This is a genomic window from Pseudarthrobacter lactosi (assembly GCF_055412785.1).
On record NZ_JBVAYS010000003.1, the window covers coordinates 622476 to 636883 of the forward strand.

At 66.6% G+C, this 14408-nt stretch carries 11 protein-coding genes; 7 read left to right on the top strand and 4 right to left on the bottom strand.

Annotation, left to right across the window (positions count from 1 at the left end; translation table 11 throughout):
- Nucleotides 1–30 precede the first annotated feature (30 nt).
- From ACZY0Q_RS16465 to ACZY0Q_RS16485, 5 genes are all read left to right on the top strand, one after another.
- On the top strand, nucleotides 31–1077 hold the full coding sequence (locus tag ACZY0Q_RS16465) for a LacI family DNA-binding transcriptional regulator (protein WP_463918466.1): 1047 nt from the start codon (nucleotides 31–33) through the stop codon (nucleotides 1075–1077).
- A 143-nt stretch (nucleotides 1078–1220) separates the two neighbouring features.
- On the top strand, nucleotides 1221–2330 hold the full coding sequence (locus ACZY0Q_RS16470; protein ID WP_463918468.1) for a GTP pyrophosphokinase: 1110 nt from the start codon (nucleotides 1221–1223) through the stop codon (nucleotides 2328–2330).
- 177 nt (nucleotides 2331–2507) lie between these two features.
- The gene (locus tag ACZY0Q_RS16475; RefSeq protein ID WP_463918682.1) at nucleotides 2508–3830 is read left to right on the top strand and encodes a glycosyltransferase family 87 protein; all 1323 of its coding nucleotides are present in this window, start codon (nucleotides 2508–2510) and stop codon (nucleotides 3828–3830) included.
- Between the two features lie 61 nt (nucleotides 3831–3891).
- Nucleotides 3892–5112: a glycosyltransferase 87 family protein gene (locus ACZY0Q_RS16480; RefSeq protein WP_463918470.1), complete on the top strand. Its 1221-nt coding sequence runs from the start codon at nucleotides 3892–3894 to the stop codon at nucleotides 5110–5112.
- 52 nt (nucleotides 5113–5164) lie between these two features.
- Nucleotides 5165–5461, top strand: coding sequence for a hypothetical protein (locus ACZY0Q_RS16485; protein WP_463918472.1), 297 nt, complete (start codon nucleotides 5165–5167; stop codon nucleotides 5459–5461).
- A 37-nt stretch (nucleotides 5462–5498) separates the two neighbouring features.
- Here ACZY0Q_RS16485 and mptB read toward each other — a convergent pair whose 3' ends face one another.
- Nucleotides 5499–7112 carry a polyprenol phosphomannose-dependent alpha 1,6 mannosyltransferase MptB gene (gene mptB / locus ACZY0Q_RS16490; RefSeq protein ID WP_463918473.1) on the bottom strand — a complete coding sequence of 538 codons (1614 nt, stop codon included), beginning with the start codon at nucleotides 7110–7112 and terminating at the stop codon, nucleotides 5499–5501.
- Between the two features lie 210 nt (nucleotides 7113–7322).
- Here mptB and ACZY0Q_RS16495 point away from each other — a divergent pair, with 210 nt between their 5' ends.
- On the top strand, nucleotides 7323–8849 hold the full coding sequence (locus ACZY0Q_RS16495; protein WP_463918475.1) for a SulP family inorganic anion transporter: 1527 nt from the start codon (nucleotides 7323–7325) through the stop codon (nucleotides 8847–8849).
- A 19-nt stretch (nucleotides 8850–8868) separates the two neighbouring features.
- Here ACZY0Q_RS16495 and ACZY0Q_RS16500 read toward each other — a convergent pair whose 3' ends face one another.
- The 3 genes from ACZY0Q_RS16500 to ACZY0Q_RS16510 all read right to left on the bottom strand — a co-directional run bounded on the left by ACZY0Q_RS16500 (nucleotide 8869) and on the right by ACZY0Q_RS16510 (nucleotide 13013).
- Complete coding sequence (locus ACZY0Q_RS16500; protein ID WP_463918477.1) at nucleotides 8869–10827, bottom strand: glycoside hydrolase family 32 protein; 1959 nt, start codon at nucleotides 10825–10827, stop codon at nucleotides 8869–8871.
- 216 nt (nucleotides 10828–11043) lie between these two features.
- Nucleotides 11044–11697, bottom strand: coding sequence for a response regulator (locus tag ACZY0Q_RS16505; protein WP_463918479.1), 654 nt, complete (start codon nucleotides 11695–11697; stop codon nucleotides 11044–11046).
- Nucleotides 11697–13013, bottom strand: a complete 1317-nt coding sequence (locus ACZY0Q_RS16510; RefSeq protein ID WP_463918481.1) for a sensor histidine kinase — start codon at nucleotides 13011–13013, stop codon at nucleotides 11697–11699. The genes ACZY0Q_RS16505 and ACZY0Q_RS16510 overlap by 1 nt, the downstream gene beginning before the upstream one ends.
- A gap of 165 nt (nucleotides 13014–13178) precedes the next feature.
- On the opposite strand from ACZY0Q_RS16510, the gene ACZY0Q_RS16515 reads away from it, so the two are divergent.
- Nucleotides 13179–14393, top strand: a complete 1215-nt coding sequence (locus tag ACZY0Q_RS16515; RefSeq protein ID WP_463918482.1) for an ABC transporter permease — start codon at nucleotides 13179–13181, stop codon at nucleotides 14391–14393.
- Nucleotides 14394–14408 lie beyond the last annotated feature (15 nt).

Below are 14408 nucleotides of genomic sequence, written 5' to 3' on the forward strand. Positions count from 1 at the left end.
GCATGCCTGCGTGCCTACTACGATCGAGATATGGAATCCGCGGAGCAGGTAGCCCAATCCGTCCGCTCGCGGCGGATCACGGCGGCTATGGTTGCGGCCCGCGCCGGCGTCTCGACGGCCACGGTTTCCCTGGTGGCCAACGGCAAGACTGCCGGCCGCGTCTCTGAGGACAACATCACCAGGGTGCGGGAGGCCATATCCGAGCTCGGCTATGTCGTGGACAGCGTGGGCAGTTCGCTGGCCAAAGGCGTCAGCTCCATCGTCTTACTCGTGGCCCCGGACATCTCCAACCCTTTTTTCGCCAAGGTGATCGCCGGGGTCCGGGAGTCGCTCGGGGCTGATTACCAGCTGCTGCTGTCCGTCACCGACGCCGGGGAGTTTCCGCAGGCCGACGACGTCCGGAAGCTGATGGCGCTCCGGCCGGCAGGGCTTCTGGTTGACGCTCCCAACGCCGAATTCCTGGAAGAACTTTCCGCCGCCGGCCCAGTCGTCCTGCTGGATGCGCCGGGGCTTGAGGCCTACGCCCCGTCCGTCAACCTGGACGTTGCGCACGGCGCGCGCCAGCTGGCCGCGCATTTGGCGGATGTTGGGCACCGCCGGGTGGCCTACATGGACAGCGTGACAGGCACGGCCACGTTTGAGCTCAGACGCCGCGCCTTCCTCGCCGCGGCCAGCGAACACGGAATGTCGGTGCCCGCCGACGGCATCATCAGCACCACCATCGACGTCGGTGCGTCCGCTGCCGCGTTCGCTGCCGCCTGGCCGGCGTGGCAGGAGGCCGGGGTCACCGCCGTGGCCTGCTGCACGGACACCCACGCCTACGGGGTGCTGCAGGAAGCACGCGTGGCAGGCGTACAGATCCCGGGCCAGCTGGCCATCGCCGGCTTCGATGATCTGCCGTACTCCGCCACGAGCAATCCCAGCCTGACCAGCGTGCACCTGCCGGCAACCTCGCTGGGGCTGAAGGCAGGCGGGCAGCTGCGCCTGCTCATGGAAGGCAACCGGCTGGAGCAGCCGCAGCTGACTCTTGAGAGCTCCCTGGTGATCCGCAACTCCACCTCGCCCCCCACCCCCTAGCGACGCTCTATCACTTAATGCGGGTTTTTGGCGGACGCTCTCTCACTTTCCTGAGGAAAGTGAGAGAAGGTTGCTGTTTTTCCCGCATTAAGTGAGAGAGCGTCCGACGGGCCGCTGTCACACCCCCGCCGTAAGCTGGGGGCATGCCGAGTAACTGGGACAGCCTGGACATCAGCCTGCGTGAATCCGTGCAGGAGAACGTGGAGATCTACGAGCGCGTCCGCCCTGCCCTGAAGCTGGTCACCAAGGACGTTCTCCACATCCTCCGCGACATGTTGAAGGACACCGAGGTCACGCCGCTGTTTGTCACCGGGCGCACCAAGTCGGTGGAATCGTTCCGGGAGAAGATTTCCCGGATCGAGGACCCGCTGGAACCCGGCGGACCCCCGGCGCTGAAGTTCCCGGACCCGTTCCGCACCCTCAACGACATGGTCGGCGTGCGCGTCATCACCAAGCTGCCGGCCGAGAATGCCTTGGTGGCCAACATCATCAAGCGCCAGCGCCAGGTGTTCGACTGCCGCGGTGACCGCGAGAAGGACATCGGTTCCATCGAGTCCGGCACGTACGGCTATTCCAGCCGCCACCTCATCCTGCGCACCATCCAGAACGAGGCCGTCAAGGATTACCAGCAGGCCTTCAACCCGGACACACCGGCCAACGGCAGCTACTTCTTCGAATGCCAGATCCGCACCGTCTTTGCCCACGCCTGGAGCGAGATCGAGCACGACATCCGCTTCAAGGCCGAGGACCCCCGCGCCTGGACACCGCATTTCGACCGGCAGTTCACCGCCACCGCCGCCATGCTCGAAACCGTGGAAAGCGCCTTCGCGGACCTCCACGAACGCTACGAGGAAGTCCGCAGCTACTGGGATGTCGAGGGTGAGGGGGCCGCCCAGCTCACACCCAACCGGATCCGTGACGTCTGGCGCACGCTGCTGCCGCACGTGGACCGCAAAGTCGATGACGACTGGGGCTGGGCTGCCGAGCTCATGGCCGCCCACGGCCTCAACCAGACCGTCCAGCTGGCCGGCCTGCTCAGCGCCCAGCGGATCACCGAGGTCCGCAAGGCGCTGGACCACCGGTACTCCCCCGGCCCGGACCGCCTGCTGGATGACCTCCTGCTCTGGCAGTACGGCACCAAACACATTGACCTCACCGCAGAGGCGCCCGACGCCGTGCCGCACCCGCGGCGCGACAGCCTCCTGCGGCGGCTCAAACAGCTCGAGCGCTACCGCCAGGCCAAGGCGACCTAACCGTTTCAAGCCCTGGAAAGTGACAGTCGCGGGGTCGCAGATTATTGGCCACCACGGACAGTCAACTACCCTTGACTGGTAGGGGCGGCTGTTGTAAATGGACCCCCGATGCTTCCGGTTCCCGCCCAGCGGCACGATCCGGCACCCGTTTTGCCCCTCTCTGACAAGGATTCCGCCATTTCCACGGACGCATTCTTCGCCTCGCTCACCCGGATCCGCAACGTCATTCTGCCGACGCCTGTACGGTCCTGGCTGAACACTTCCCGTGGGCTGCTCACCGGCTTCATCCTGGTGCACCTAGGATTCCTGATTTTCGGCGCGCTGCTTTCCCTTCGCGGCGAAGCGTTCAGTGACACGTTCATTTACCGTGACTGGGCTGCGGCTGGGTTCAACGAGGCAAACCTCAGCGGTGGTCCCAGCCCGTGGGTCTATCCGATCCTGGCCCTGATCCCGATGGCGCTGGCAGGGCTGGCGGGACCCGGACCGTTCTTCTTCCTGTGGGTGCTGATGACCACTCTCCTTAACGGCTGGGGCTTGGCCAAGCTGACTGACCGTGGCCGCAACCAGGACGCGATCCCGGCGGGCTGGTGGTGGCTCAGCTTCACGCTGTTGATGGGTTGGCTCGGCTTCGCACGCGTGGACGGCCTCACGGCTCCGATTGTTCTGGTTGCTTTGGCCTACGGAGTGGGCCGGCCGTTCATCGCCTCTGTAATCCTCGCCGCTGCCACCTGGGTAAAGGTCTGGCCGGCCGCGGTGATGCTGGCTCTCTTCGCCGTCGTCAAGAACCGCCTGCTGGTGGTACTGGCCGGTGTGGCCACGACAGCGGTGGTGGTGGCACTGGCCGCCACGATTGGCAGCGTGCCGAAGCTGCTGAACTTCCTGACCCAGCAGGGCGACCGGGGCATGCAGCTGGAGGCAACGTTCACCACCCCGTGGCTGTGGCTGTCCGTGCTGAACATCGGCGACTCCCGGATGTACATGAACACCGACATCAACTCCATGCAGGTGGACGGCCCCGGTACCGCGGTGATGTCCGTCCTGATGCAGCCGCTCCTGATCCTCGCCGCGCTGCTCGTGGCCGGCCTAACGTTCTGGGCACTGCACAACGGCAAGCTGAACCAGGATGCAAACGGCGGTGGCGTGGACCGCACCGAACTGCTGCTCGCGGGAGCCCTCACCCTCACCACCGCCTTTGTGGTCTTCAACAAGGTGGGCTCACCCCAGTTCATGGTGTGGCTGGCGCCCGCCGTGGCAGTGGGCCTGGCGCACAGCTGGCGTGAATGGCGGGTTCCCGCGGCCATGCTCATCGCCATCGCGGTCGCCACGTTCTTCATCTACCCGCTGTTCTACGATGCCCTCAGCCACAACAACCCCCTCATGGCCGGCGTGCTGACCATCCGCAACGTCCTCCTGGTGGTCCTGTTCCTGTGGTCGGTCCGGCGCCTGTACTCGCTGGGCAAAAAGACGTCCGCGTCCGTCCCCGCGCTCAAGGAGTCCTGAGATTTCCACGAAGTTCTTCGACCGGCTGGTCAGCGTCCGCAGCACCGTCCTGCCCGCGCGCGTGGTGGACTGGTTTGCCCGTCCGTCCAGCGTCTGGTGGGGCTTCGCCGTCATCCACCTGTATTTCCTGGGCTGGATGGCGTCGTTCTTCCTCAACGGCGATACGTTCAGCGACACTGAGCAGTACCGCCAGTGGGCCATGGACGGCTACAACCCGGACAGCCTGGACGGCAAGATCAGCCCCTGGGTATACCCGGTACTGGCGCAGATCCCGATCTTCCTCGCGAACATTGCCGGACCCAGCCTGTACCTCCTGTGCTGGTTCCTGATCATCACAGCGCTCAACGCCGTCGGGCTTGCTTTCCTGACGCGCGGACCGCGGAAGGTGAAGGGCATCGCCCCCGCCTGGTGGTGGCTGTTTTTCACCGTCTTTATGGGCTACCTCAGCTTCGCCCGGGTGGAAGGAATCACCGCCCCCATCGTGCTGATTGCGCTGCTGTACGCGGCCGAACGCCCCGTGGTGGCGGGGATCCTGCTGAGCGTGGCCACCTGGCTCAAGGTGTGGCCGGCGGCCGTTCTGGTGCCGATCGTTATTGCCAGCCGCAAGCGGATCCAGGTGCTGGCCTCCGGCGTGGCGGTCACCGCCGTCGTGGGCCTGGGCACGTACCTGTCCGGCGGGCTGCCGCACATCATGGACTTCCTGACCAACCAGGGCGAGCGTGGCATGCAGCTTGAAGCCACGTTCTCCACGCCGTGGGTGTGGCTCAGCGTCTTCAACATCGCCGGGTCCAAGATGGCGGACAACACGGCCATCAACTCCACCGAGGTCTACGGCCCCGGCGCCGACGTGGCCGCCTTCCTGATGCAACCGCTGCTGATCCTCGCCGCCGCGGTGGCCGCTGTGCTGCTGGTCCGGGCACTGAACCGCGGCGCCGAACGGGAGGAGCTCTTCCTCGAGGGCGCGCTGATGATGACCACGGCGTTCATCGTGTTCAACAAGGTGGGTTCCCCGCAGTTCATCATCTGGCTGGCGCCGGTAATCATCGCGGGCCTCACGCACGATTGGAACCGCTGGAAGGTTCCTGCCGCGCTGCTGATGGGGATCGCCGTGACCACGTTTGTGATCTATCCGCTGTTCTACACCCCGCTCATCCACGCCCACCCGGTCATGGCCGCCATCCTCACCACGCGCAATGTGCTGCTGGTAGTGCTCCTGTGGTGGTCGGTGAAGCGCACCGCTGAGCTCGGGCGGAAGTCGACGGCGGTCCCGCAGGCCGTCTGACGCGGACCGTCTGACGCGGACCGGCTGGTCCGGACCGCATTAGGGTAGTGCCATGACTATGGGGGAAGACAACAAAAACAGGTCAGGGCTCCGCCGTTGGCGGCCGCTGCTGGCACCGCTCCTCGCGGCAGCCGCCGTTGCTACAGGACTTGCTGCAGTCCTGTCACCCCGGCAGGAGATCGGGTGGTTCGCCTACGCGCCCCTGTCCAACCAGACCTTCACATCGGACACGCTGGTCCTGATGGACAGCGAGGCCCGGACCGGGTACGTGCTGATCGCAGTTGGACTGCTGACATTCGCGTTCTGGTTGGGCTACCGCTTGGGCCTCCGGCGCAAGGCCGCGTATTAAATCCGCTCGTTAGAGCATTTTGGCGGAGCTAGGCGCCTCAGCGGGCGCTGCGGCGCTGGTCCAGGACCCATCGCCAGCCACGCCGGGCCCAGTCCGAGGGTTTGCCTTCGATCAGCAGCTTCCGCGTGTGGATGTCCAGGACCAGCAGGTAGAACGTGAACAGCAGGGCCGTCACGAACGCCAAAGAGGACGCGTCGATGGGAAGCTCCACAAACGACCAGACCGAGAGCTGGTCCTGCGCGCCGAACACCACAAAGAACGTCACGGCGACGTAGAGGCTCCGGATCTGCCAGTCGTTCCGGATACCTGTCACCGCCAGGAACGGCAGGAACCAGAGGATGTACCAGGGCTGGATGATGGGCGAGAGCATTACGACGGCGGTGAACGCCAGCGCCAACCGGCGCACTGCCCGCGAGTAATCGCCACGGAACATCAGCAGCAGCACGAGCCCGATAGCCGCCCACTTCATGCCTGTTCGCAGGAGGTCCGCGATGGTGCCGCCCGACAGTCCCAGCACGTTGCCGAGGAACTCCACCTGCTGCCCCAGGAAGCCTGACGGCGAATAGCCGGTGTACCCCGGCGTCGGGTCCATGATGGCCCAGACCCAGCCCAACCCGAGGTTGAACGGGATCCCGCTGACGGCCAGCGCCGCGAAACTGATTCCCGCCGTCGCACCCCAAATGAGGAACTTCCGCGTCCACGACGCGGCCGGGCCTGCCCACATCACCCCGATGAACGGCAGGAGCAGCACGGTGATCGGTTTGATCCCGATGGAGGCCGTGACCAGCAGGATTCCGGCCAGGTAACGCTTCGTCGCGGCGAAGTAGACACCGGCGACGGCGAGGCCCACCATCAGCGCGTCGTTGTGGGCGCTGGCCACGAAGCTGATGAGGAACAGCGGGTTGGCCACCGCAATCCAGAGTGCCCGGGCGCCGTTGATGCCGTGCAGTTCAGCCAGTTTGGGCACGTAAATGACGCAGAGCAGGACCCCGACGCCGGCGATCAGGCGGAACAGCAGGACGGATACGTCGGGCTGCGCCCCTGTCAGCTCCACCACGCCGCGGGCGAGCCACAGGAAGTAGGGCCCGTAGGGGGTACGGTTCTCCGCCCAGGCCGGGTCCGCGCCGAGGGCGAACCAGTTGTTGAGGGTGGAGATGCCCACGGCGTACGGGTTCTGGCCTTCCATGACCAGCCGGCCCTGGCCGGTGTAGGCGTAGACATCGCGGGAGAAAATGGGGACAGCCAGCAGGAGCGGCAGGGACCAGGCGGAGATGGCTATGACCACCGACCGCAGCGAGTGTTCGCCCCACTCGTCCAGCCGCTGGCCCAGCCGGAGCCAGGACCGCATCAGGAGCATGGCCCCCAGCGTCAGGAGCACGGTGGACAGCGTCACGCCCCAGCCCTCGGTCCGCAGCGCGATGACCACCGGCTGCCGGATCATGGGCGAGCCGTTGGCGATCCAGCCCGTTCCGATCGAACCCACAAACATCATGAGGGCGCCGAGGAACCCCTGCCAGGTGGCGATGAACACCCGGCGTTTGGTGGGCGGAGCTACGGCGGGCGCGGCAGGAGTCGGGAGCTCGGCCGCTGTCTTTTTCGGCGGACCGGGGACGCTCTCCGAAGTGCTGATGTGTGAACCGCCTGCCGTCATGTCTTTTGGTCCCCTACTTACGTTACGGCGCTGGCTGGACTAGCTATAGGCCGGTCTACAACCCAGTCATTTTAGCAGTTGGCTTAGCGTGTGCCCCAGACTGGTAGGGGCGGACGCGCCCCCTATTTCGCAATGAGGCGTCCCGCCACCCCTCCCCTGCCTAAGAATGAAGCCACCACTGCCGCTTCACGAGCACGATTGGACCCAGCCATGGCCGCACGAAGCGCCCCCGATGCCCGGCCCGGCACGCCTCAGCAGCTCCAATCAGTCCGCGCCACCCTTCGCTCGCCGCGGCGGCTGAAGACCGAGGCGCTGGCAGGCCTTGTGGTGGCGCTGGCGCTGATCCCGGAGGCGATTGCCTTCTCGGTGATCGCTGGCGTGGATCCGCGGATCGGCCTGTTCGCCTCGTTCACCATGGCTGTCACCATCTCCTTTGTAGGCGGCCGGCCCGCCATGGTTTCCGCCGCCACCGGCGCCGTAGCCCTGGTTATCGCCCCGCTGATGCGCAGCCACGGCCTGGACCACCTGATCGCAGCGGTGATCCTGGCCGGCGTTTTCCAGATCCTGTTGGCGGTCCTCGGCGTCACACGGCTGATGCGGTTCATCCCGCGTTCGGTGATGGTGGGCTTTGTGAACGCGCTGGCCCTCCTGGTGTTTATGGCCCAGATTCCCGAACTGATCGGCGTGCCGTGGATGGTTTATCCGCTGGTGGCGATCGGCTTGGTGATCGTGGTGGGACTGCCAAGAATTACGACGGCGGTACCCTCACCTTTGGTGGCCATCGTGGTGCTCACCCTGTTTGCCGTGCTGGCGGGCGTGGACGTCCCTACCGTCCAAGACAAGGGCCAGCTGCCCGAGAGCCTGCCGTCCCTGTTCTTTCCGAACGTCCCGCTGACGTGGGAGACATTCCAGGTCGTGGCACCGTTCTCGCTGTCCATGGCCCTGGTGGGGCTGCTCGAATCGCTGATGACCGCCAAGCTGGTGGACGACATCACGGACACCCGCTCCAACAAGACCCGGGAGTCCTGGGGCCAGGGAGTCGCGAACATCGTCACCGGCTTCTTCGGCGGCATGGGCGGCTGCGCCGTGATCGGCCAGACCATGATCAACGTCAAGGGGTCCGGGGCACGGAGCCGCGTGTCCACGTTCCTGGCCGGCGTCTTCCTGCTGGTCCTTGTGGTGGTGCTTGGCGACGTGGTGGGCCTGATCCCGATGGCCGCGCTGGTGGCCGTGATGATCTTTGTTTCAGCCATCACCTTCGACTGGCACTCCATCGCCCCGCGGACCCTGCGCCGCATGCCCAGGTCCGAGACCGCCGTTATGGTGATCACGGTGGCAGTCGTATCGGCCACCCACAACCTGGCCATCGGCGTCGGGGCCGGCGTGCTGGCGGCCACGGCCCTGTTCGCCCGGCGGGTGGCGCACTTCGTCACAGTGGAGCGGACCGTCGTCGAACTTAACGGCGAAAACGTGGCCACCTACACCGTGGACGGCGAGCTGTTTTTTGCCTCGTCCAACGATTTGTACACGCAGTTCGAGTACGCCCTGGACGCCGAGCCGGGCATCAGCCGGGTCATTGTGGACCTGCACGCTTCGCACCTCTGGGATGCCTCAACCATCGCGGTGCTGGACGCCGTGACCGAGAAGTACCGCCGGCACGGTCGGGCCGTGGAGCTGATCGGGCTGAATGCCGCCAGCGTCGTTATGCGGGAACGGCTGGCGGGGAAGCTCAACTAGCGCCCTGCGCTTGAACGGCTCAGGACGCGGCGGCCATCGGCGTGTAACTGAAGGAATTCAGCGTCAGCGTCCCGTCCTTGGTCGATGCTTTCAGGCCCTTGGGAGCGCCAGCGGGAAACGCCAGCGACGTCAGGGTCCTCTCCCCGCCGTTGACGAAGACTTCAACGGAGCTGTAGTCCACATAAATTGTCAGCTGCACCTTGCCCTCGTGGGGAGCAGATTCCGCCCGGCGGACCACGCCGTAATCGGGTCCGAGTCCGGCGGTTTCCTTGGCTGCGCCGTCACGGGAGACGAACGCGGTTTCCGAGTCGAAGTCGTAGCCCACGGTGGCGAAGACCCCGTTCTCGGCGAGCAGCTCCACTTTGGCCTCGGAGCCGTCGTCCCCGGCCGCGCGTTCGAGCGTGAGGTCAAGCCGGTACGCACCGCCGTGGGGCTCGGGCAGACCTGGAGCACCGTCCGGAGTCAGTTTCCGGTCCGCCACAGTGACCGGCTCGCCTTCGAGTGACTTCAACGCATCCGTGGGCGTGGAGACGAGCGTGGGTCTTCCGGAGACCGTTTTGAGCCGGATGTCCCTGACTACAGTGTCGGTGCCGCCGTGCCAGTCTTCCGTGGGCAGTTTTCGCGCGTAGGCCCAGTTGTTCAGCCAGGCGATGGCGTGGCGGGAACCCATGCGTTGGCTTTCCGTGAGCCGAGGGTCCTCCCAGGTCACGGCGGCGTAGAAATCGGAGCCGTCGTCGAGCCACTGGTGTTTCTCGTCTGACGGCGTGAACCGCGTGCCGTCCCAGGTTCCGGTCCAGTAGGCCACGCCGGTGGACTTCCCCTCCTCGGCCCCATTGGCGCTGGCGGCGAGCACCCAGGTCCGTTTGGCCGGATCGCCGTCGACGTCGAGCTGGAAGAGCTCGGGGCATTCAAGGACGCCCAGGCCTTCGCGGTCAAAACCGGACAGGTAGCGCCATTCCTTGAGGTTGGAGGAGGCGTACAGTCCGATCTTCTCGCCCTCCGCCAGGGCCATGACCCACTGGTTGTTGGCTTCATCGCGGATGATTTTGGGGTCGCGCCAGTGCTGCTCCCCGGGGTTGTCCATCACCGGGTTGCCGTCATAGGCCTTGAACGAATACCCCTTGTCGGTGGAATAGAACAGCGACTGCCGCTGCACTCCCTTGTCCTGTTGGGTCATGACGGCGATGACGGCGTCCTCGCCGAACCCTGCGGAGTTCCCGTGATCCACCACGGCGCTGCCCGTCTCGATGTCGCCGAGCCCGTTTTTGTACTTTTCGATTGCCACCCCCTCGTCCTTCCAGTGCACCAGGTCGGTGCTGGTGACGTGGTACCACTCGGTGCCGTTCTCCCCGGGGTAGCCGGAGTTGTAGAGGTAGTAGTAGTGCCACTGACCGTCCAGCCAGAAGGGCCGCTGGGGATCGTTCATCCAGTTTTCCCGCGGCGTGATGTGGTAACTGGGCCGGTATCCGGAGGCTCCGTCCGGGCGTTCAAACGCCGAAGCCGCGGGCGCGGGCACTTCAGGTCCGGCGCCGAGGTCGGCCAGCATGGCCTCCACCGCTTCGGGCGTGATGCAGCCGGGCCTCGGAATCTCCGCGGAGCCTGCCCGCACCACCTGGTCCCGCACGCTGGACCGCACATAGACGTCCCCACCTACGCGGGCGGCGGCCACCCAACCGTCAGCGCATTCGATGGCGCGAAGATCCGAGAGACCCTCGGTCCGAAGCGGATACGCCAGGCCTTCCAGGCTGCGGTCTCCCCCGGTCAGCCAGAACGAACCGTAACGGCCCTTCGCCGCCTTGGCTTCGGACTGCGCTTTGGCAACGTCAGCCAAAGCTTGCCCGGCCGGGGTGTCCGGGTCCGGCCGAGACCCCAAACCCACCACTAGTCCCACGGCCACCAGGACCAATACACCGGCAGCGGCCACGGCGGCCCACAGGGCCCGTGGCGTGAGTTTGTTGGGAAGAAACCTGAATGACATGTTTGCCGATCATCGTGATGCACAGATGCCGGCGCCGGGTTCAAACCGGCGCCGGCATTCATCATGTTGGCCTGATTTGACTCAATTTTACAGGCCTCGCACCTCGGGGCTCCCGCGTCGGGCGAAGGGAACTAGCTGGTGCGGTCGCTGTGGACGGTACGGTTCCGTCCCAGGGACTTGGCCGCGTAGAGGGCCCGGTCAGCAGCAGCGATGAGGTCATTGGCCCGGCGGGCGGATGATCCGTCGTTGCGTGGCCAGGGCGATGGCGGAGGTCCGGTTGTCCACGCCGAGCTTGCCGTAGATGTGCACCAGGTGGGTTTTGACGGTGGCCTCCGAAATGAAGAGCCGCTTGGCGATGGCGCGGTTGGTCAGGCCGGTGGCCAGCAGTTCAAGCAGCTGGACCTCGCGGGTGGTGAGGGCTGTTTCGGGGCTGCTGATCCGCGACATCAGCAGTGCCGCAACTTTCGGCGCCAACGCCGTCTGGCCGGCCGCTGCCGACAGTACCGCCTGACGGATCTGTTCCGGCGGCGCGTCCTTGAGCATGTAGCCGCTGGCGCCTGCCTCCACCGCGGCCAGGATGTCCGCCTCGGTGTCGTAGGTGGTCAGGATCAGGACCGGCGGCGGGGAGTCCAGCCGCCGGATCGCGGCGGTGGCGGTGACGCCATCCATTCCGGCGCCCATCTGAATATCCATCAGCACCACATCCACGCGCTCCCCCAGGGCCCGCAGCCGTGCGAGTTCGCGCAGCGCCGCATCCCCGTCGGCGGCCTCGGCAGCCACGCTGAAGTCCTCAAATTCGGTGAGCATGGCGCGCAGGCCCGCGCGGACCACGGGGTGGTCATCCACCAGCAGAATACGGAGCTCGCCCATCAGTCCCGCTCCCCCTTCGGCGCTGCTTCGCCGGCGATGAGCGGCAGCCGGAGGGCGACGACGGTCCCCTCGCCGGGTGCCGTCTCCACGTCCACGGATCCGCCCAGTTCACCCACCCGCGCAGCCAGCGAGCGCAGCCCAAACCCGCTGCCGTCCGCGCGGCCGGCCACGCCGGAACCCGGCGCTTCCGGCACAAAGCCCGTGCCGTCGTCGTACACGTCCAGGGTGACCTCGTCCCCGAGGAACGCGAGGGTGACGACGGCGGTGCTTGCCTTGGCGTGGAGCCTCACGTTGGCGAGGCTGGCTTGAGCAGCCCGGAGCAGGGTGACGCTGTACTGCGGCGGCAGCTCCGCGGGGTCGCCCACCAGCTCGAAGCGGCAGCGGAGGCCGTCTCCGCGGGCGGCGGCCAGGGTTTCGGTTTCGCCGCAGAGCCGCTGCAGGCTTTCCGGGAGGGACGATTCCTGGAGCTGGGGTGAGGAGAGACCGCGGACAAAGCTGCGCGCCTCCGCGAGGTTTTCGGACGCCGTCTGCTGCACCAGCGCGAAGCGCTCGGCGGCGGTGGCAAGATCGCCGCTGGCCAGGGACTTCTCAGCCGCCCGCGCCACCAGGACGATGCTGGACAGGCCCTGCGCGAGGGTGTCGTGGATTTCGCGGGCCAGGCGTTCACGCTCAGCTGCGACTCCGGCGTCGTGCTGGGTTTTGGCCAACTCGGCCCGGGTGCGCCGGAGTTCGTCCGCGGCCAGACGCTGCGCCTCGCTCTCCTGGTAGAGCGCCCGGTAAGCCAGCCCGGTGACAACCGCGAACCCGGCGCCCAGCGCCGGCCCCAGGACCATGGGGAGGGAGGGCGACGGCAGGCCGCTGGCCACCCACTGCGAGGCAACGACGGCGGCCGTCATCGCGGCGATGGTGAACAGCGCAATCCTTCGTGGGAGGACGTGCAGGTGGAGGAAGAAGAGCGGAAAGGCCACCCAGGAGAACTCGGCGCTGCCTGCGAGGAGGACGCCCCACAGCACGGTGACAAGGCCCAGCCACGGGGCGGCGTAGGGGTGCGGGTTGAAGCTGGAGCGGCCGGCGGCGAAGCGCTTTTCCAGGATGGTGCCGGCGAGATACGCGGCTGCCAATGCGAGGGCGAGGGCGGACCAAATGTAGCGTCGCGCGGCCACGGAAGGGCCGCCGGCGTCGTCCTGGCCTTCCGCGAAGTGGAGCCGCAGGATGGCGACCAGCAGCAGCACGGCAAAACTGACGTGAAGTGTGACCCGCAGGAACCGCAGGATGGCAGCCCCCGACGGGGTGGTCTGTGGTTCCGCGGCAGGCATTTCATCAGCTTATGCGCCGGCGTGGGTGTCCGGATCAACCAAAAGGTTGACCGCACCGTCAGACCTTTATCCCGCCCGGCTCAACCAAGTCCCCGATGTGGGTTGGGCAGATGCGCCGGAGAGTGGATGCAGAAGGAATTCCACCTCCACTGAAGGAAGTACAACGTGTTTCTCGCTATTCGCGATATCCGGTTCGCCAAGGGCAGGTTTGCCCTGATGGGCGGCGTGGTGGCCCTGGTGACGCTGCTGCTGGTGCTGCTGTCCGGGCTTACCGCCGGGCTGGGCGACCAGTCCACGTCCGCCATCGGGAAGCTGGGTGCCGGGTCTGGCGCTGGCTCCGGTTCAGACTCCGGCGCTGCGGCCAGCGCCGGGTCCAAGCCGGTGGACAGCATCGTTTTTGGCGCCCCGGGAACCAACCAGCCCACGGCATCCTTCACCGAAAGTGAAGTGACGGCAGCGCAGGTGGACAGCTGGAAGCGCACCCCCGGGGTGGCCCGGGCCGAGGCCCTGGGCATCAGCCAGTCCCGACTCCAGGGCGGCGACGGCGGCACCACCAATGTGGCGGTGTTCGGCGTTGCCGAGGACGGGATGCTGGCGCCTTCGCCTGTCCGGGCCGGGGCGGTGGTGATCGGCGCGACCGTCGCCGCAGACCTGTCGCTCGACGTCGGCGACACGGCCACGGTGGGTGGCACTGAATTGACCGTCACCGCCGTCGTGGATGACCAGTGGTATTCCCACACCGGCGTGGTGTGGACGGCGCTCCCCACCTGGGCCGAGGTGGCGCATCTAGCTCCGGCTGCCGGCAGCGCGCCGGGGGGCGGGCCGGGCAGCGGGCCGGGCAGCGGGCCGGGCAGCACTCCAGGGAGCGGGCCGGTGGCTACCGTCGTCGCAGTCACGTACCAGGACGGGGCCGTGGTGGACGAGGCGGCGGCCAATGCGATGGCTCGGACGGTCAGCACCACCCGCACAGGTTCGTTCCAGGCGCTGGGGTCCTTCAAGAGTGAAAACGGGTCGCTGCTGCTGATGCAGGCGTTCCTTTACGGGATTTCGGCACTGGTCATTGTGGCGTTCCTGACGGTGTGGACGGTGCAGCGCACCCGCGATATCGCCGTCCTCAAGGCCATGGGTGCGTCCGGCGGCTACGTGCTGCGCGATGCCATGACCCAGGCCGCCATCGTGCTGCTGGCCGGCGCGGGCCTGGGCGGGGCGGTCGGAATTCTGGGCGGATTTGCCGCAGCCCAGGCCGCACCGTTCCTGGTCACGCCGGCCACCACGCTGCTCCCAGTGCTCGGAATTGTGGCCTTGGGCATGGCGGGCGCCGCGCTGGCAGTCCGCCGGGTGACCACCGTCGATCCGCTGATTGCCCTCGGCGGCAACTAGCTCCTTCTTCACCCT

Coding starts and splice junctions, on each gene's coding strand:
- ACZY0Q_RS16465 (WP_463918466.1), top strand. CDS start 31: ATGGAATCCGCGGAGCAGGTAGCCCAATCCGTCCGCTCGCGGCGGATC.
- ACZY0Q_RS16470 (WP_463918468.1), top strand. CDS start 1,221: ATGCCGAGTAACTGGGACAGCCTGGACATCAGCCTGCGTGAATCCGTG.
- ACZY0Q_RS16485 (WP_463918472.1), top strand. CDS start 5,165: ATGACTATGGGGGAAGACAACAAAAACAGGTCAGGGCTCCGCCGTTGG.
- mptB (WP_463918473.1), bottom strand. CDS start 7,112: ATGACGGCAGGCGGTTCACACATCAGCACTTCGGAGAGCGTCCCCGGT.
- ACZY0Q_RS16495 (WP_463918475.1), top strand. CDS start 7,323: ATGGCCGCACGAAGCGCCCCCGATGCCCGGCCCGGCACGCCTCAGCAG.
- ACZY0Q_RS16500 (WP_463918477.1), bottom strand. CDS start 10,827: ATGTCATTCAGGTTTCTTCCCAACAAACTCACGCCACGGGCCCTGTGG.
- ACZY0Q_RS16505 (WP_463918479.1), bottom strand. CDS start 11,697: ATGGGCGAGCTCCGTATTCTGCTGGTGGATGACCACCCCGTGGTCCGC.
- ACZY0Q_RS16510 (WP_463918481.1), bottom strand. CDS start 13,013: ATGCCTGCCGCGGAACCACAGACCACCCCGTCGGGGGCTGCCATCCTG.